We start from the raw sequence: 17324 nt of genomic DNA, 5'->3' as shown, positions 1-17324 counted from the left end.
TAAGCTTTGAAGTAAAATTAAGCCTCATTATGTTTAAAATAAAAATATAATAGTTAAACAAAAATTAAATCTGGATTTTGCTCAAATCAATTTTATCTGTAGGCGTTATGTTAAATACTGGATTTATTTTTATTAATTCATTAATTCCTTTAGCTTCGTGATAGGTGTTGCAATGAATTGAAAATCATCAAAACAATTATTATGAATTTGCAATAAACAATAAAACTTAATGAATCGAATTAACTCCTCGTGGGTTCTTGTCCTGTTATTTATTTGCCTGCAATCATCGGCTCAGCAAAATTTCAAAGACGTTTATCTATTATTTGACAAGACTGTCGGCTATGAGAATACTGTATTGCTAAACGGTATAGAAAACATAGATCCGGAAAAAACCATCAATTCAAAGAACAAATTTTTAAATTCTTCTTCAGACTTTACTGTTGGCTCTATTACATATGACGGACAATATTTTCCAGAAATTGCCATGCGATTTAATCTGGTTGATGACGAGGTCTTGGTAAGATTGCCTATAGATAAGGCATTTACCACCTTTAAGCTCATTACTAGGAAGATCGAAAGTTTTGAAATTAGTGGACACTATTTTATTAAACTAAATGTTATTTCAGAAACAGATGAACTTTCGGGATTTTACGAACAATTCTTTAAAAGTGGAAATTTCCGGCTTCTGAAAAAATTCAGAAAAAAGGGAGATAAGGAACTGGATAAGAACTTTTTGTACTACGAATACAAATTCAAAAAACCATCTTATCATTTCTGGTATAAAGAGAATTATTATTCTGCCAATTCCAGACGCAACCTTTTTGCTATTTTTCCCTCTATTAGTAAAGAGATTAGGTCGTTTTATAAAGATCGCCGGAATGTTCGGAAAAAAAACCCAGACAAATTCATGGAGCAACTTTTCGTAGAGATCACCAACCTACTGAATCTGGAAAAATAATTATGCACAAATTTTTATGTTTAAGTCTTGTATTACTGGGGCTTCAGGTAACTTTTGCCCAGGAAACAAATAAGATTTCTGTTTCATTTAATAATGAAAATCTACTAACTGTGATAGAAAAACTGGAGCAGTCCAGTGATAAAAAATTCTTTTACGCTGAAAACTGGATTCCAGATAAAAAAATCACGGCTTCGTATGATCAGGTAGAACTGGAGATCGTTTTGGAGGATATTTTTAAGGAAACATTGTTGAATTTTTACTTTTTAGATGACGGGCAAATTGTCCTTACTCAGAATTCTATAATTTATGACAGGCTGCCTGAAGGATTCTTTCCAGAGCCTGATGAGCAAATCGCAGAAATTGAAGCGGAAGAGGAAGATTTTGAGTCTAGTGCTCCTGTTTTCTATAATGATGCCCAAAATAGTGGTGAAGTTGAAACCGTAAGAATTGGTAGGCAGGATCCGAATAACCGGCAGAGAAGATATACTCTTTCAGGTAGGGCCTTCGATAAGATCACAGGAGAGCCTATTTCAAATATGGCTATACTTCTCGAAGGTACCAGAACGGGAGTTTCAACAGATATTAATGGTTATTACGAAATAAAACTTCGTCCAGGGGTTAATATGATCAGAACCAAATCATTGACGAATGAAAACGTGGTTAAAAGAGTTATTATCTATAACGACGGAACTTTAAATTTAAGTTTAGATGAAAACCTGGAGCAACTTGGTGAAGTGCGAATTTCTTCTAACGCCGATAAAAATGTAAGTAACGCAAATACCGGGGAGGAGGAGATAGATATCGAAAACATTAAAAATATTCCTCTGGTTTTGGGTGAACGTGATGTAATGAAAGTTGCGACTTTATTACCTGGAATTTCGAATACTGGTGAGGGATCTTCTGGTTTCAATGTTCGTGGAGGTAAGGAGGACCAGAACCTGATTCTCCTGGATGATGCGGTGATCTACAATCCTTCTCACTTCTTTGGAATATTTTCAGCCATTAATCCTTTTACTACAGGAGAAGCAACGGTTTATAAAGGTAATATTCCCGCCAGGTATGGAGGAAGACTTTCTTCTGTTTTTGATATCATGACTATAGACGCTAATACACAGGAATTTGAAGGAGAAGCTTCCATAGGTCCGGTTACGAGTAATCTTGCGGTACAATTGCCAGTGGTTAAGGAAAAATCGGCGATAATGATTGGCGGACGTGGAACTTATTCTGACTGGATCCTGAAAAATCTTGATGAAGAGCAATTGAACAATTCTACCGCTTTATTCTATGATGGAATCGCCAAGTATAATCATGAAATTGATGAGAATAATAAATTAAGTATCACCGGTTATTTAAGTAATGACAGGTTTAGTATCACTTCAGATTCTGTTTATAGTTATCAAAACCAGATCGCGAGCTTGAAATACGAGCATCGTTTTAATGATCGAAGCCGTGGAGCTTTAATTTTCACTAATAGTAATTATAAGTTCAATATAGATTTTGAGGATAATTTTCAGGATAATTTTGAATCTGGCTATGAAATCAACGAAACGGAGGCCAAATTATCAATGAAATTCATTTTAAATAAGGCACATCAATTTGATTATGGTGTTTCTGGAAAATTGTATAATGTTGATCCTGGGTTTATAAAACCTATCGGTTCAGATTCTAATATCAGGTCAATATCCCTTAGACGTGAACGTGGTATTGAAGCCGGTGCCTGGATCGCTGATGATTTTAAAGTCTCAGATGCATTATTATTAAGCGCGGGGATCCGTTTCTCTGTGTTCTCTTCACTTGGGCAGGAAGATGTAAGGATCTATGAGGAAGACCAGCCTAAAACAGACAATACGGTCATAGATCTTCAGCAATATGGTAAAAATGAACCGATCATCACTTATGGGGGGCCTGAAGCCAGATTATCAGCGAGGTTTTACCTACTTCCAGATCTTTCAGTAAAGGCTAGTTATAATAACACTTACCAATACATACATACATTATCAAACAGCGTGACGGTGTCTCCAACAGATACCTATCGTTTATCTGGTTATCATATAAAACCACAAAGAGCCCAACAATATAGCTTAGGTTTTTTCAAGAACTGGGATAATGATAATATTGAAACCAGTATAGAAGGCTATTACAAAACCTCAGAAAATATGCTTGACTTCAAGACGGGAGCCAATCTTTTTCTGAATGAATTTGTTGAAACTGAAGTTATACAGGGAGAGGGGAAATCTTATGGTTTGGAGTTTCTATTGAAGAAAAAGGCCGGAGATTTTAATGGTTGGTTAAGCTATACCTATTCCAGGTCTTATTTGAAGCTTGATGGTGATTTTAGAAATGAAACAGTAAATAATGGTGAATTCTTCCCATCAAATTATGATAAACCGCATGATTTCAGCCTGGTAACGAATTATAAATTAACTCAGCGATTTAGTTTTTCTGCCAATTTCGTCTATCAAACCGGTAGACCTATAACTTATCCTACTGGAAAGTATTCCTACGACGGATCTGACTATGTGCTGTACAGTGATAGGAATCAATTCAGAATTCCAGACTATTATAGACTGGATCTGAGCTTCAATCTTGAAGGGAATCATAAGCTGATAAAGCTAGGGCACTCTTTCTGGAATTTTTCAGTGTATAATGTTCTGGGTAGGAACAATCCTTATTCGGTCTATTTCGTAACAAAAGATGGACAGATACAGGGAAAGCAGAGTTCGATCTTTTCGGTACCTGTGCCAACGATCAGTTACAATTTTCAATTTTAAAGGAGAGGCATGACTTTATATAAATATACATATAAAAATATATTAAGGCTTTCAGGCTTTGGTATTCTAATGCTGCTTATGGCATGCGTTGAACCTTACGAACCAAAGTCAGAATTTTACGAAAGATCTGTGGTAATTGAAGGAATGGTAACATCTGAACTGAAAGTTCAGGAAATAGCTGTTTCAGAAACCTACGCATTAGATGTAGATTCGATTTCTTATGTCACTGATGCCAAGGTTAGAGTATTTTCCAGCGAAGGTGATACTTACAATTTCTTTTATGACACAAACGGAAAATACAGATCTGAACAGGTATTCATGGCCAGGGAAGGTGTTAACTATCAATTAGAAGTTGAAGTAAACGGAAATGTTTATCAGTCTGATAAAGAAAAGATCACTGGTTATTCAGATCTGGAAAATGTAGTTGCAAAGGAAGCTGTAAATGATGAAGGTGAAATTGGAGTTTCTATTACAGTAAATAGTAACGCTCTAAATGATGATTCTAAATATTATAGATACACTTATGAGGAAACTTACAAAATAGTATCACCATATACTCAAGCAAAATATTTCATTAATAATGGTAACGGGGTAGAATTGGTAGACGTTCCTGCCGGAGTTGAAAGGGAAGTTTGTTATAATACATTGAATTCACAAAAAGGTATATTAAGCAACACCGACCTCCAAAATGATAATGATCAAAATGATCAACTTATTAAGTTTCTTAGAATAGATGATTTCAAGATTATAAACAGGTATAGCATTCTGGTGAGACAACATGTGATCTCAGGTGACGCATTTAGATTTTATCAGACCCTGGATGAATTATCTAATTCTGAAAGTGTCTTTGCTCAGAATCAACCTGGATTTCTTGCAGGTAACATTGAAAATGTAAGTAATTCTGATGAAAATGTGGTTGGCTACTTTGAAGTGGCTAGTGTACAGCAAAAAAGAATCTTTTTCAGCTTCCTTGATATCTTTGATTATACACAAAGAAGAGATCTTAGAGTAGACTGTCCTAAATCTAGGCCTTTGTCTGCAGATCTTGTGTATTACATCAGGCAGAATCTTATTCAATATCTAAGTCCCGCACCTCCTAGTGAAAGCCCATATGAAGGACCATGGTATTTAGTGCCCATCGAATGTATTGATTGCAGGGTATTAGGAACGCCTGTTAAACCCGAATTCTGGATAGATGAATAACATGAAAAAAATAACTATAATACTGGTTTTTCTTCTTAACTCAGTCTGCATACTTGCCCAGTCAACTGATAAACCAGTGGATCTGGAAAGTATTCCAAACGAAAAGATCTATATGCATACCAACAGTACCATGTTACTAGTTGGAGAATATCTTTATTTCAATGTGTATTGCCTTAATGCAAAAACAAACCAACCAAGTGAAATAAGCAAAACTGCTTATGTTGAATTGATCTCTTCTGAAGGTGAGAGAGTCATAAGACAGGTAATTGATCTTAAAGATGGAATTGGCAGTTCAGACTATTTCATTCAAACTTCTGTAGGTTCTGGGAATTATAAGCTAATCGCTCACACTAGCTGGATGCAGAACAATAAATATCACAGGATTTTTGAGCAGGATGTCTTTATCATAAATCCATATACTTCGGCGCAGGCAAAGGTTAGAAAAGATTCGGTTGTTGGAAAAGTTAATAATCATGAGTTTGATAAAACCTCTACAGGAATCAGTCTAAACCATTCCAGTTTTGGAAAAAGAGAAGAAGTGATCGTTGATCTTGGGAACTACGGAATAAAGAAAGGGAATTATTCAATATCGGTAAGGAAAATTGGTGATATACCATCTCCAAGTATCAATACAACTAAGGAATTTCTGGAAAAATATACAGATTATGAATATAGTTATCGTTCCCGCACAGAGACAAAATTGCCAGATTTACGTGGAAAATTGATTTCGGGAAGAATAATTCCCAAGACTTCAGGAATTCCGCTAAATAATCAGCAATTAACCTTATCTGTGCCAGGTGCCGACTATTTTCTGAAAACAGCGGCAACAGATCGAAAAGGGAGGTTTTATTTTAGTGTTGATGAAAGTTTTATTGAAGAAGATGCTTTTATCCAGGTTTTCGGAAAAAACCGTGATAAGTATGATTTCGAGTTTAATGAAACTGAATTTGAAGATATTAAGGAACTTTCATTTGCTGATTATGGGATCACAGCTGCCATGAAGCAGGAGATCATAGATCGAAGTGTTCACAACCAAATAGAAAATGCCTATTTCAGCTTAAAACCAGATACTATAAAAACTACTTTGCCAGACAATCTTTTTGAGGGAGTAGAGAGGGTGGAATATGTTCTTGATGATTACAGGAGGTTTAAAACTATTCAGGAAACATTCGTAGAGATTATTCCATATGGAAGAATAAGAAAGAATCAGGGGGATTATGAGATAAGTGTTCTTGGTTATGAACCTAAAATGGATTTTGAGGGAATGCCTCTTTTAGTGGTAGACGGACTTCCAGTTCAGGAAGTAGATGATTTCGTTAGAAATTATGATTCCCGAAAAATTGAAAAGATAAGTATCATTAGAAGTAAGTACTATTTAGGTTCCATGTTCTATAAAGGAGTTATTCTGGTTGAAACCCTGAACAAGGAGTTTACAGAAAGTTATCGTTATGATTACCTAGAAGATTTTAAGATTTCCAGCGGAGTTTCGGAAAAGAATTATTTCAAACAGGATTATTCTTTGAAAAGTTCTCCCAATGTTCCAGACTTCAGAACTCAATTATTATGGGATCCAAATATACAATTCAAAGGAAATAAGGATAAATTCAATTTTTATACCTCAGACGTTAGCGGGAATTTCCAGATTATCATCCAGGGATTTCAGAATGACGGTAAACCGGTATCAATCACAAAAACATTCGAAGTAAAATGATCTTTATTATCATCTTAGAGTATATAATATCTTTAATTTTAGAATAAATCAATTATAGCGGTTTCTGTGTATATTTGGAAAAATCAATTTACACAAACAATGAAAAAACTACTATCACTTGCAATTATTCTCTGTATCTCTGTTTCAGTAAACGCTCAGATCGAGGCTCCACAACCGAGTCCGTTCGGGAAGATGGAACAGAAAGTTGGTCTAACCGATGTTACTGTGGAATATTCCAGACCTGGAATGAGAGGCAGAACGATCTTTGGAGATCTTGTGCCTTATGGAGAAGTTTGGAGAACCGGTGCAAACGCGAATACCAAGATCACTTTTAGTGATGACGTAAAGATCAACGGTAAAGATCTTAAAAAAGGTTCTTATGCCATCTACACGATTCCTTCTGAAGATTCCTGGGAAGTAATGTTTTATACAGCTACAGATAACTGGGGAGTTCCTCAAAATTGGGATGAAAGCAAAGTTGCTTTAAAAGCTACGGCTGAAACTATGGAAATGCCTATGGCCATGGAAACTTTTACCATTGTGATAGATGATCTTAAAAATGATTCTGCTGGTCTTAACTTCATCTGGGAAAACACAATTGCTATGCTCAAAGTTGAAGTTCCTACAGATACTAAAGCAATGGCAAGTATTGATAAAGTGATGAACGGTCCAACGGCAAATGATTATTTCGCAGCTGGAACTTATTATCACGAATCTGGAAAAGATCTTGAAAAAGCATATAAATGGGTGACCAAAGCTACTGAAATGGCAGGTGACCAGGCTTTTTGGATGCTAAGAAGAAAATCATTGATAGAAGCAGAAATGGGGAAAAAAGAGGAGGCGATTGCCACAGCTAAAAAATCTATGGCTTCAGCTGAAAAAGCTAACAATGCAGACTACGTTAAAATGAATAAAGAGTCTATCGCTGAATGGGGTGGTAAATAAGATTCAATTCAATATTAGAATTAAAAAAGGTTCTTCTGTTATGAAGAGCCTTTTTTATTAATATTCCATGCCTATCTCTTTTCGTATTTCATCTAGTAAGAATATAAGGTCCCTGGTTTTGTCCAGACTCCAGATATCACTTTCAGTTACTCCATTCTGAAGCATTCTGGTTACATGAGCAGCCTCGAAATTGTATCCATTAGTGTCTACACCAAACTCAAAAGTATCCTCATTACCATCCTGTAAAATAGTTATCGTTGTTGGTTCATGGAATCTTGAGTTGAGGAGTATGGAGCCTTTCTCCATAATCACTTCTGCGGTAGTAGGAGTTTTTTCCATGAAGGTAGAATAAAGCTCAGCTTCAACTTCATTAGAGTATTTGAACTTAATTGAGCATTCAGAATCAACACCAGTTTCGGTAAATTGAGCTGAAGCTTTGATTTTTTCCGGTTTTCCCAGAAGACTATAGGCCATAAAAACCGGGTAGATTCCTATGTCTAAAAGGCTTCCTCCTCCAAGAGATTTATTGAATAATCTCTTCGATTTGTCAAACTTTGCTGGAAATCCAAAATCAGCTTTTATACTTTTTATTTTTCCTAATTCGCCAGAATTGACCTTTTTAGTTACAAAATCAAAATGAGGAAGAAATTTGGTCCACAGAGCTTCCATTAAAAAAACCTTTTTGTTTCTGGAAGAAGCGATCATTTCATCAGTCTCTTCAAGATTTATAGCGAAAGGTTTTTCACATAAAACTGCTTTACCATGTTCAAGGCATTTCATCGTGATACCATGGTGAAAAACATGCGGTGTGGCGATATAAATAACATCTACCTGATCATCTTGCATCAATTCCTCATATGAACCGTAAGCTTTATCGGCATTATGATTTTGAGCAAATTCTTTCGCATTTGAGATATCTCTACTGGCAACACCATATAATTTAGCATCTTCAACAGATTTGAGGCCTTCAGCAAATTTATTGGCGATCTTTCCCAATCCAACGATTCCCCATTTTATTTCTTTCATGCTTTGCTGGTTTCTGAATTTTCAGGATTTATTATCTGTAAAAAGAATGCGATAACTATTACCAATAAACACCCAAGAACGTTCAGCCATAAATAGGGCATGAGGTCTAGTTTAAATACCATCAGAACGACAGCCTGGGTAATGATCGCGGCGATAAATACTGCATTGCTTTTCACATATTTTATAAAAAATGCGAGCAGAAATATTCCCAGTACATTCCCGTAAAATAAACTTCCTATGATATTCACCAGCTGAATAAGATTATCAAACAGGTCTGCTAGACTGGCAAAGGCAATTGCTATTATACCCCACATTAAGGTGAACCATTTCGATGCCGCGAGGTAATGCTCTTCACTTTTGGCTTCTTTGTGATTTCTGCGGTATAGATCTATCACGGTGGTTGATGCTAATGCATTCAATTCTGAAGCCGTTGAAGACATAGCTGCAGATAAGATCACTGCGAGTAGAAGACCTATTAAACCCTTTGGTAAATTATTCAGAATAAAATGAATAAAGACATAATCTTTATCATTGCTTTCAGCTTTTTCATCTGAAGCGTCTATAAATAATTTTGCTTTTTCCCGAATTCTATTCTGTTCCTGATCTAATAAGGCGTATTCTTCCTCAAAATCTGCAACTTCAGCCTGATTCATTTCCGATTTATTCTCGGCATAATTAAGTCCCAGTTGCTGTCTTTCCTGCTGTATCTCGTCATGTTCCAGCATAAGATCTTTATACTGTTCGGCATAATTAGAATTTAAGACCGTTTCTGTAGCCGCTGGGTTAAAGTTAAGTGGAGCTGTATTGAATTGATAGAAAACGAACACCATGACTCCAACAAGCAGGATAAAGAACTGAAGTGGCACTTTTAGAAGTCCGTTAAAGATCATACCAAGCTGACTTTCCCTAACCGAAGCGCCGGTAAGATATCTTTGAACCTGGCTTTGATCTGTCCCAAAATATGACAGCGCCAGAAAGCTACCGCCAATCAATCCACTCCAGACGGTATACCTGTTCTCAAAATCGAATGAATAATCAAGAATATTCATTTTTCCGCCAGCACCAGCTATTTCCAAAGCATTGGTAAATCCTACAGAGTCTGGCAAATAACTCAAAATGATAAAAAATGCAACGACCATCCCAGTAAAGATCACACCCATCTGTTGCTTATGGGTCACACTTACTGCTTTGGTTCCTCCGGAAACCGTATAGATGATCACTAAAATTCCAATGATGAAAGTGAGATATGTCAGGTTCCAGCCAAGAACGGCAGACAGTACAATTGCCGGAGCAAAGATGGTAATCCCGGCCGCAAGGCCTCGTTGTACAAGAAACAAAATAGCCGTAAGTGTCCTCGTTTTTCTATCGAACCTGGATTCTAAATACTCGTAAGCTGTATAAACCTTTAGTTTGTGATAAATGGGAATAAAAACCATACATATGATCACCATGGCGATGGGCAGCCCAAAATAGAACTGAACAAAACCCATTCCGTCATGGAAAGCCTGTCCTGGGGTAGATAAGAAAGTAATGGCGCTGGCCTGGGTTGCCATTACAGATAAACCAATGGTCCACCATTTTGCATTTTTACCACCTCCAATATAATCTTCAACACTTTTGCTTCCACGAGATTTATAAACTCCGTACCAAACAATAGTTGCAATGGTTCCAATAAGAATTATCCAGTCTATTAATTGCATATCAGGCGAAATAATTCATTATTAAATAAAAAGCCAGTATGTAGATCGCATTTGCGATAAGGACAAGGGTGTAACTTTTTTTCCAATGGTACTTTTCCGGTGTATCCATTATTTACCAATTGAGATTAAATTAGCGAAAAGTCTGAATGCCCCCGGTACAGCTTCCGGAAATTGCCTAAAAAAGCTGATGCCTGTATAGATATAATACCCTTTTCCATATTTGGAAACCAGGAGACTTCCATTTTTAGGAGTTTCATTTTTATCATTCATGCTTAAAATAGGAGTGAAATTCTCATCCCAGCTATCAGGAAAATAAAGTCCGCGTTCCTGGACCCAACCGCTAAAATCTTCTGATGTTAACTTGTTCGGGGAATTAAGTACTTCATGTTCCGGAGCAAGAAAAGTCACCTCTGCATTTTCTTCAGTAACCCTGTCTCGGGATAATTCTAAATTGAAAGGGGAGAGGTCATCAATTAATAATCCACGATTCGTATTATACTGCACGATCATCGTTCCTCCATTTTTCACATAATCGAAAAGTATCGATTGCTTGAATTTCAATACTTCAACAATATTATAGGCTCTGATCCCTACCACTACAGCATCATAATTTTTCAGAGAGCTTTCTGAAATTGATTGAGGGGAAATCTTAGTAACATCATATCCAATTTGCTCCAGGCTTTCAGGAACCACATCACCTGCACCTTCGATATAAGCGATTTTCTGGCCTTTCTTTTTGATGTCCAGCTTCACAAGTTTCAAGTTTGCCGGGGCTACCAGGTTTTGATCAGGAAAATGATCATAGTCGATTTCAACCAGGTCATCAGAATATGTTTGACCATTCACGATTGCTGCCGGAATCAGTTTTGTTTCATTCTGACCTTTCGGCGGAGTGATCTTAAAACTAAGATTTGCCTGACCACCTGCCTGAGCAATAGAAAAATTAGTTTTAACCGGTTCTATTTTCCAATCCTTTCCAGCTTTCAGTTTCAAATCACCAGAAATATTATTCTTGTTTGATGTAAGCTGAACCATCACTGTTTTAGGTTCATCGTTATTGAATATTAGAACATCTTCCTTAAAATGTAATGTAACGGCCGGGACTATTTCAAAGTTCTTATATGTTTCTCCATAAACTTCATCGTTATACTTATAAACTACCGGTTTATGAAACTCAATCTCAGTTCCATCAATAGTTACCTTAAAAGTTGCTTTGGTGTTTAATGGAGTTTCCGGAAGACCTCTTAATTGCTGATCTTCTACCTTGTACATTCCCATGCTTCCTTGAGATTCTAACCAATATGGAGTAGTATAACTGGCAGTTGAAGGGATCTTAAAGGTCATCTGATTTTCCCAACCTTCATTATTTTCTAATGTAATTCCAGGCTGAGTCTTGGAATTATTGGGTGTAAGTTCTACGGAAACCAGCTTTATTTCGCTGTCACTTCTATTAATAGCTTCAAGCTGAACAGGGAGTTCTTCTGCAGGCGTTGTGTAAGATCTCTGCGCAACCGCTTCAAGATAAAGTCCGGAAGTGGCATAAATGATCTCCTTGATCTCTTCGGTTTTTACTTCTTTCCAATGTGAATCCTCTAAATTCTGGATAAGATTATAAGCTTTCAATAATTGCGGTAAATGCTGAGAAGGATTTTCAAAGTTGAATTCAGCTTCTACTTTATTTAAAATCGATCCTATTGCTTCACCACCTTTAACTCTTTTCCATGAAGTATCTATCCCGTCGAATATCCCAGCATCTTTTGCTGGAAGCTCACCTTTCAATAATTCAAGATATTCCATTTGTTTTCCCCGGCTTCCTGTGCTGCCAAAACCTTGTGATCTATGCTGACTTCTACTTAAGGAAGCGATCTCAGGATTGGAAAGTCCTCGTGTTGGGAAATATATACCAGTGTCAAAGCTCAGGAAATTAGATTTATCAGCTTCCTGAAAGGCTTCATCACCTCCATAAAACCAGGGAGAAGTATTAAAGAATAATCTCTTTGGCTGATAGTTATCTAGATAATCCAATTGGGAATTATAGGAATTCTTATTTCCGGCAAGCTCAAATGCTTCTACACTTAACATTGCTGAAGAAGTGTGATGGCCGTGAGTACTTCCGGGAGTTCTGTGATCAAATCTATTGATGATCACATCTGGTCTGAATTTTCTAATGATCCAAACAACATCACTTAAAACTTCATCTTTATTCCAGATCTCCAGGGTTTCGGATGGAGTTTTTGAATATCCAAAATCATTCGCCCTGGTAAAGAATTGTTGTCCACCATCTATTCTTCTAGCAGCTAATAATTCCTGAGTTCTGATGAGTCCTAGTTTTTCTCGTAATTCAGGACCTATCAAATTCTGTCCGCCATCTCCTCGAGTCAGGGAAAGATAAGCTGTTCTCGCATTCGTCTCATTTGAAAAATAGGAGATTAGTCTGGTATTCTCATCATCTGGATGGGCAGCGATATATAGAACTGAACCAAGAAAATTCAGTTTTTTAACGTGATTATAAATTTCTGAAGAACTCCATTTTTCAGGAGCCTGTGCATTAACAACGCAACAACTTAAAAGAAATAGGGCGAAAAATAATTTGCGCATGAAGTAATGGGTTTTACCAAATATAAAAACTTTCAATACTCCTGCCGGAATATTTCGATTCTTTTCTTAATTAGAGGGCTTCCTTTCCGTCATCATGCCTTCTTTCAACTTCTATTAATGAAACCGCTTTTTGTAAAATGAGGTTATTAGGATAGGTGATAAGTTCACCTTCTGAAGTTCTAAGGTGTAAATGAAAAGCCTTAATGTCCTCAATTTCAGCCTCAATAGGCATGTCCTTATCATGGATTCTAATCGTATCACCGATCTTATAAGGAAAAGAGAAAAACATGATAATTCCTGAGGTGATATTACTTAGAATAGACCAAATCGCAAATAGTGCGACTCCAATTACAGCGAATACAGAGGAAAAAATAAGGGATAGATCTGTAAGACCAACTCCCCAGGCAAATGCAAGAAGAAAAGCTGCGATCAAAATAATGAGAATATTAATGTACTTAAACATTAGCCTGGTTCGGGTAATGTTTATTTCACTACGCTTTCCAACTTTGTTCGCTGCCTTTTTCAGAACAAATTGAATGATCATTAATAATATAAGTACTGCCAGCGAGTACAACAATTCTTCACGATATGTGGTAAGTATCTCGTACATTATTTTAAATCCAGTTTTTGCCGTAAAGGTAGATTTTTATTCGAATTCTTGTTCCAGTAATCTGTTCTTAAACGTTCTTTTTTTACGGCGATTGTAGTTAAAATTTCAACATTATTTCCTGAACTCGAAGGATAAGATTCTTCCCATTTCTCTATACTGAAAGGAAAAATTCTACTGTAATAAATTTTCAGTTTTCTATTCAGTTCGGGATAAGTTAATTGATAGACATTGAACTCATCAGAAATATAATATTCTCCGATGGCTTTATAAGTCTTGACTTTGTTATGACTTAACCGGAGATATTCCAGAGTAGGTAACACCATGAATTCTCCTGTCGGCAGGCTTTCATGATCAATCCTTATCCTGTTCCAGAATTCATTTTCAAGATGCACTTTATTCAACTCTAATTCTTCGTCAGCTTCTCCGGCAAAATAGGAATGACTCTCAATTTCAAATTTTTCATGATTATTCAATTGCATATAGACCTGGCCACACCATTCTTGTATGGAAGCCGATAATTTAAGTGTGTGAGCTTCTCCATTTAGAGGATAGAAACTACTTTGCATAATGCTGTATGGATAAATGCCGGTATTGAAATTCTTGGTAGCGTTAAGTTTTAAAACTGAAATGTTTTCGTCATCCTTTTTTGCTGCTTTCACCTGTTCTTCAGGTAAAAAATCTTCGGTAACATAAATTAGAACGGCTTCACCATCTCTAATTTCTCCATACCTGGCTTGCTTAAGTTCGTAGGAAGTGATCTCAGCTTCTCCAGAATACCAGTAGTTTTTAAATTCTTTAGATAGTTCCAGATTTTCTTTTTCTTCTGAATAGTGATCGCAGCTTGAAAAAGAAATAGAAAGAATGATTATGTAGAGATACCGGAACATCATTTTTTCTTCAAGTTACAATTTTCAGGAGTTTATCATTTCTTTTAAAGTAGTATAGACTTCAAAAGTAGGTAAGCCAACAACATTAAAATAACTACCCTCTATCTTTTTGATCCCAATAAGCCCGATCCATTCCTGGATCGCGTAACCGCCAGCCTTGTCAAACGGCTTATAATTAGAAACATAGTATTCTATTTCATCATCTTTAAGCTCAGCAAATTCAACTCTCGTGATATGGTTCAATATCTTCTGTGAACTCTCAGTAGTAAAACAAACTGAGGTTATAACATCATGTTTCTTACCTGATAGAGACCTAATCATCTCAACGGCTTCAGCATGATCTTTAGGCTTTCCTAAGGCTTTACCATCATTGTATACAATAGTATCGCTGGTAATTAGAATCTGATCTTTTTTAAGGTCATTTTGAAAAACCTCGGCTTTCAGGGCAGCGAGAAAATCTGTGATCTCCTCACGTTTCAAATGATCTGGAAAAACTTCATTTACCGGTCTAACATCTATAGTAACCGGTATTTCGAGATCCTCAAAGAATTTATGCCTTCTTGGTGAACCCGAAGCCAGGATGATCTCATGATTTTTCAATAAATCTTTCAGCATAAATTAGAGTAATATAAATTGTAATAATCCTATTGAGATCAATCCGAAGAATAAAACAGCTTTTAAAACTGTGCTCAGCCTGGAGTATTCAGACTTTTTTTCTGCAGTCCATATATTTATTAAAAAGAATAGAAGAGGACCCAGGAGTAACAATAGTACATATATTACAGCTGAAATATTCTCAAAAAGATACTCATATACATAATAAATTAGAAAGCCTACCGGAAGCAGACCAACTAAAAATAAGATCTTATTTGTCCTGTTTTTACCGAAAACAATTGGCAGGGTCTTGTAGCCTGCATTGTAATCTCCATCAATATCTTCCTGATCTTTAACGATTTCTCTTAGTAGGTTTACTAAAAATGCGAATATAGAATAGTCGATCAAAATTGAAAATATAACCGATTGAGTTTGCTGATTTTGCGGAGTGATAGCCGGTAAAAGATCGTATAGTCCAACTCCAATCGGAATCAAACCAACGATGATACTAACTAAAATATTTCCAACTAAAATAGTCTGCTGCAACTGGGAAGTATAAATATAAAGGATCGCAGAACCAAAAATGAAAAATGCTGAAAAGCCGGGTCTACCAATCATGTTCGATAAATAGAATCCCAAACCAACACCAATAATGCTCAGAATAAAGAAAACCCTGTAAGCAGTTTTTTCAGAAATATGGTTATTTATAATGATGCGCTTTGGCTTATTCTTTAAATCTGCAGGCACATCAAAAATATCGTTGATCACATAACCTGAGGCTGCAACCGAGACCACGGCGAGAACTAGCATGGAAAAACCAAATAAATTAAGGGTGATGGCAACCCCAAAAGGTTCAAAAAGACCATATTTAATAAGAAACATGGTTAGGGCAATGAATATTAGGTTACCCGCCCTTATGAGCTTTAGAAAATGCAGCATCTAGTTACGCGTTTTTATCTATCCATTTTCCCTGAACTTTCATCACCTGTTCAATTACATCTCTTACGCAACCTTCTCCGCCATTTTTGTGAGATACATAAAGCGATACTTCCTTAACTTCTGGAACAGCGTCCTGAGGACAACAAGGCAGGCCAACAAGTTTCATCGGGTAGTAATCTGGAATATCATCTCCCATATAAAGAACCTGTTCCGGTTTGATATTATAGATATCGAAGAATTCATCCATTTGCTCCACTTTATCGCTAACCCCAAGATAGATATCTGTAATTCCAAGATCCCTTAACCGCTGTCTCACGCCTTCATTTTTTCCTCCGCTAATAATACAAACGGTATAGCCCGCACTATGTGCCATTTTCATAGCATAACCATCTTTTGTGTTCATTGTCCTTAGCAGTTCTCCCTTTGTGGAAATCTGAATGGAACCATCAGTTAATACTCCGTCAACGTCAAAAACAAACGTGTTAATATCGTTTAAATGTTCTTTATAGCTCTTTTCCATGTAGCTTTTGAATAGATTCGGTTAAAATAGTATAGATCTTCTTTCTGTCTTCATCCAGCATTTCCAGGTGATCTGAAATGGTTTTCTGATCATTTCTTAATGCAGGACCGGTTTGCGCTGAATATGGATCCAGGCTTTCCAGTTTATTCACAGTTTCCCTGATCAAAGGTCTTAAAATATCAAAAGGAAGTTCCTCTTTTTTACAAAAATCGGCAGCCAGGCTGAATAAATGATTACTGAAATTATTTACAAATACTGCAGAAACATGCAAAGCCTTTCGTTGTTCAGAACTTACTTCAAAAACTTTATCTGTAATAAATGCGCCGACCTTCTTCAGAAGATCAAGGTTTTCTTCGGAATTCGCTTCAAGACACAAAGGTATCTCACTGAAATTTACCGGTTTGTTCTTTGAAAAAGTTTGCAGCGGATAGAATACCCCGAAATTCTCATATCCCGATAAAATATCCATTGATTGGCTTCCTGAAGTGTGGGCAACGATACCAGATTTTACCTTTAACTCGCTTGCTAATTCTCCGATTGCCTCGTCTTTGATAGCCAGCAGGTATATATCTGCTTCAACTAGATCTTCAAGATTAGAAGTTCTTTTGGTAGGATTGTTTACAAAATGGAGCCTTTCAACATTTCGGTTAAAAACCTGAACTACATCCAGTTGCTTCGATTTTGAAAAGCTTTGGTATAAGTGAGTTGCGACATTTCCGGCGCCGATAATTACCACTTTGATCATGTGGCTAAAATACCAAAATTTTCAAGCAGGTAAAATTAACAGTTGTAGACTTGAGAATGAATTAGGATATACCTGCAAAACTGATAATAAATCGTTAAATTTGCAGCCGTTAAAATG

Annotated in this window: 14 protein-coding genes; 5 read left to right on the top strand and 9 right to left on the bottom strand. The window is 36.4% G+C overall.

Going from position 1 to position 17324, the window contains the following annotated elements; translation table 11 throughout:
• Nucleotides 1-229 precede the first annotated feature (229 nt).
• The 5 genes from RE431_RS07300 to RE431_RS07280 all read left to right on the top strand — a co-directional run bounded on the left by RE431_RS07300 (nucleotide 230) and on the right by RE431_RS07280 (nucleotide 7588).
• A complete protein-coding gene (locus RE431_RS07300) occupies nucleotides 230-958 on the top strand; it encodes a hypothetical protein (protein WP_309561309.1) in 729 nt (242 codons plus the stop codon).
• Nucleotides 959-960: 2 nt separating this feature from the next.
• Nucleotides 961-3729, top strand: a complete 2769-nt coding sequence (locus RE431_RS07295) for a TonB-dependent receptor (RefSeq protein ID WP_309561308.1) — start codon at nucleotides 961-963, stop codon at nucleotides 3727-3729.
• Between the two features lie 78 nt (nucleotides 3730-3807).
• Nucleotides 3808-4932 (top strand): DUF4249 domain-containing protein, encoded by a 1125-nt coding sequence (locus RE431_RS07290; protein WP_309561307.1) that lies wholly within the window; start codon nucleotides 3808-3810, stop codon nucleotides 4930-4932.
• Nucleotide 4933: 1 nt separating this feature from the next.
• Nucleotides 4934-6643 carry a hypothetical protein gene (locus RE431_RS07285; RefSeq protein ID WP_309561306.1) on the top strand — a complete coding sequence of 570 codons (1710 nt, stop codon included), beginning with the start codon at nucleotides 4934-4936 and terminating at the stop codon, nucleotides 6641-6643.
• Between the two features lie 99 nt (nucleotides 6644-6742).
• Nucleotides 6743-7588: a DUF2911 domain-containing protein gene (locus tag RE431_RS07280; protein WP_309561305.1), complete on the top strand. Its 846-nt coding sequence runs from the start codon at nucleotides 6743-6745 to the stop codon at nucleotides 7586-7588.
• A gap of 57 nt (nucleotides 7589-7645) precedes the next feature.
• Here RE431_RS07280 and RE431_RS07275 read toward each other — a convergent pair whose 3' ends face one another.
• The 9 genes from RE431_RS07275 to RE431_RS07235 all read right to left on the bottom strand — a co-directional run bounded on the left by RE431_RS07275 (nucleotide 7646) and on the right by RE431_RS07235 (nucleotide 17207).
• Nucleotides 7646-8614: a Gfo/Idh/MocA family protein gene (locus tag RE431_RS07275; RefSeq protein WP_309561304.1), complete on the bottom strand. Its 969-nt coding sequence runs from the start codon at nucleotides 8612-8614 to the stop codon at nucleotides 7646-7648.
• Entirely contained in the window at nucleotides 8611-10314 is a 1704-nt protein-coding gene (locus RE431_RS07270) for a sodium:solute symporter family protein (protein WP_309561303.1), read from the bottom strand. The genes RE431_RS07275 and RE431_RS07270 overlap by 4 nt, the downstream gene beginning before the upstream one ends.
• A gap of 108 nt (nucleotides 10315-10422) precedes the next feature.
• On the bottom strand, nucleotides 10423-12912 hold the full coding sequence (locus tag RE431_RS07265; RefSeq protein ID WP_309561302.1) for a PIG-L family deacetylase: 2490 nt from the start codon (nucleotides 12910-12912) through the stop codon (nucleotides 10423-10425).
• A gap of 70 nt (nucleotides 12913-12982) precedes the next feature.
• Nucleotides 12983-13522: a mechanosensitive ion channel domain-containing protein gene (locus RE431_RS07260; RefSeq protein ID WP_309561301.1), complete on the bottom strand. Its 540-nt coding sequence runs from the start codon at nucleotides 13520-13522 to the stop codon at nucleotides 12983-12985.
• Nucleotides 13522-14412 (bottom strand): septum formation inhibitor Maf, encoded by an 891-nt coding sequence (locus RE431_RS07255; protein WP_309561300.1) that lies wholly within the window; start codon nucleotides 14410-14412, stop codon nucleotides 13522-13524. Before RE431_RS07255 ends, RE431_RS07260 begins: the two co-directional genes overlap by 1 nt.
• A 21-nt stretch (nucleotides 14413-14433) precedes the next feature.
• Nucleotides 14434-15024 carry a Maf-like protein gene (locus tag RE431_RS07250; RefSeq protein WP_309561299.1) on the bottom strand — a complete coding sequence of 197 codons (591 nt, stop codon included), beginning with the start codon at nucleotides 15022-15024 and terminating at the stop codon, nucleotides 14434-14436.
• Nucleotides 15025-15027: 3 nt separating this feature from the next.
• A complete protein-coding gene (locus RE431_RS07245; RefSeq protein WP_309561298.1) occupies nucleotides 15028-15942 on the bottom strand; it encodes a geranylgeranylglycerol-phosphate geranylgeranyltransferase in 915 nt (304 codons plus the stop codon).
• A 4-nt stretch (nucleotides 15943-15946) separates the two neighbouring features.
• On the bottom strand, nucleotides 15947-16462 hold the full coding sequence (locus tag RE431_RS07240) for a KdsC family phosphatase (protein ID WP_309561297.1): 516 nt from the start codon (nucleotides 16460-16462) through the stop codon (nucleotides 15947-15949).
• A complete protein-coding gene (locus RE431_RS07235) occupies nucleotides 16446-17207 on the bottom strand; it encodes a Rossmann-like and DUF2520 domain-containing protein (protein ID WP_309561296.1) in 762 nt (253 codons plus the stop codon). Before RE431_RS07235 ends, RE431_RS07240 begins: the two co-directional genes overlap by 17 nt.
• Nucleotides 17208-17324: the final 117 nt, after the last annotated feature.

The sequence above is a fragment of the Christiangramia sediminicola genome (assembly GCF_031344135.1).
Taxonomy (GTDB): Bacteria; Bacteroidota; Bacteroidia; order Flavobacteriales; family Flavobacteriaceae; genus Christiangramia; species Christiangramia sediminicola.
The sequence above is the reverse complement of the archived record's forward strand: the minus strand, read 5'-3'. Positions and strand labels throughout refer to the sequence as shown.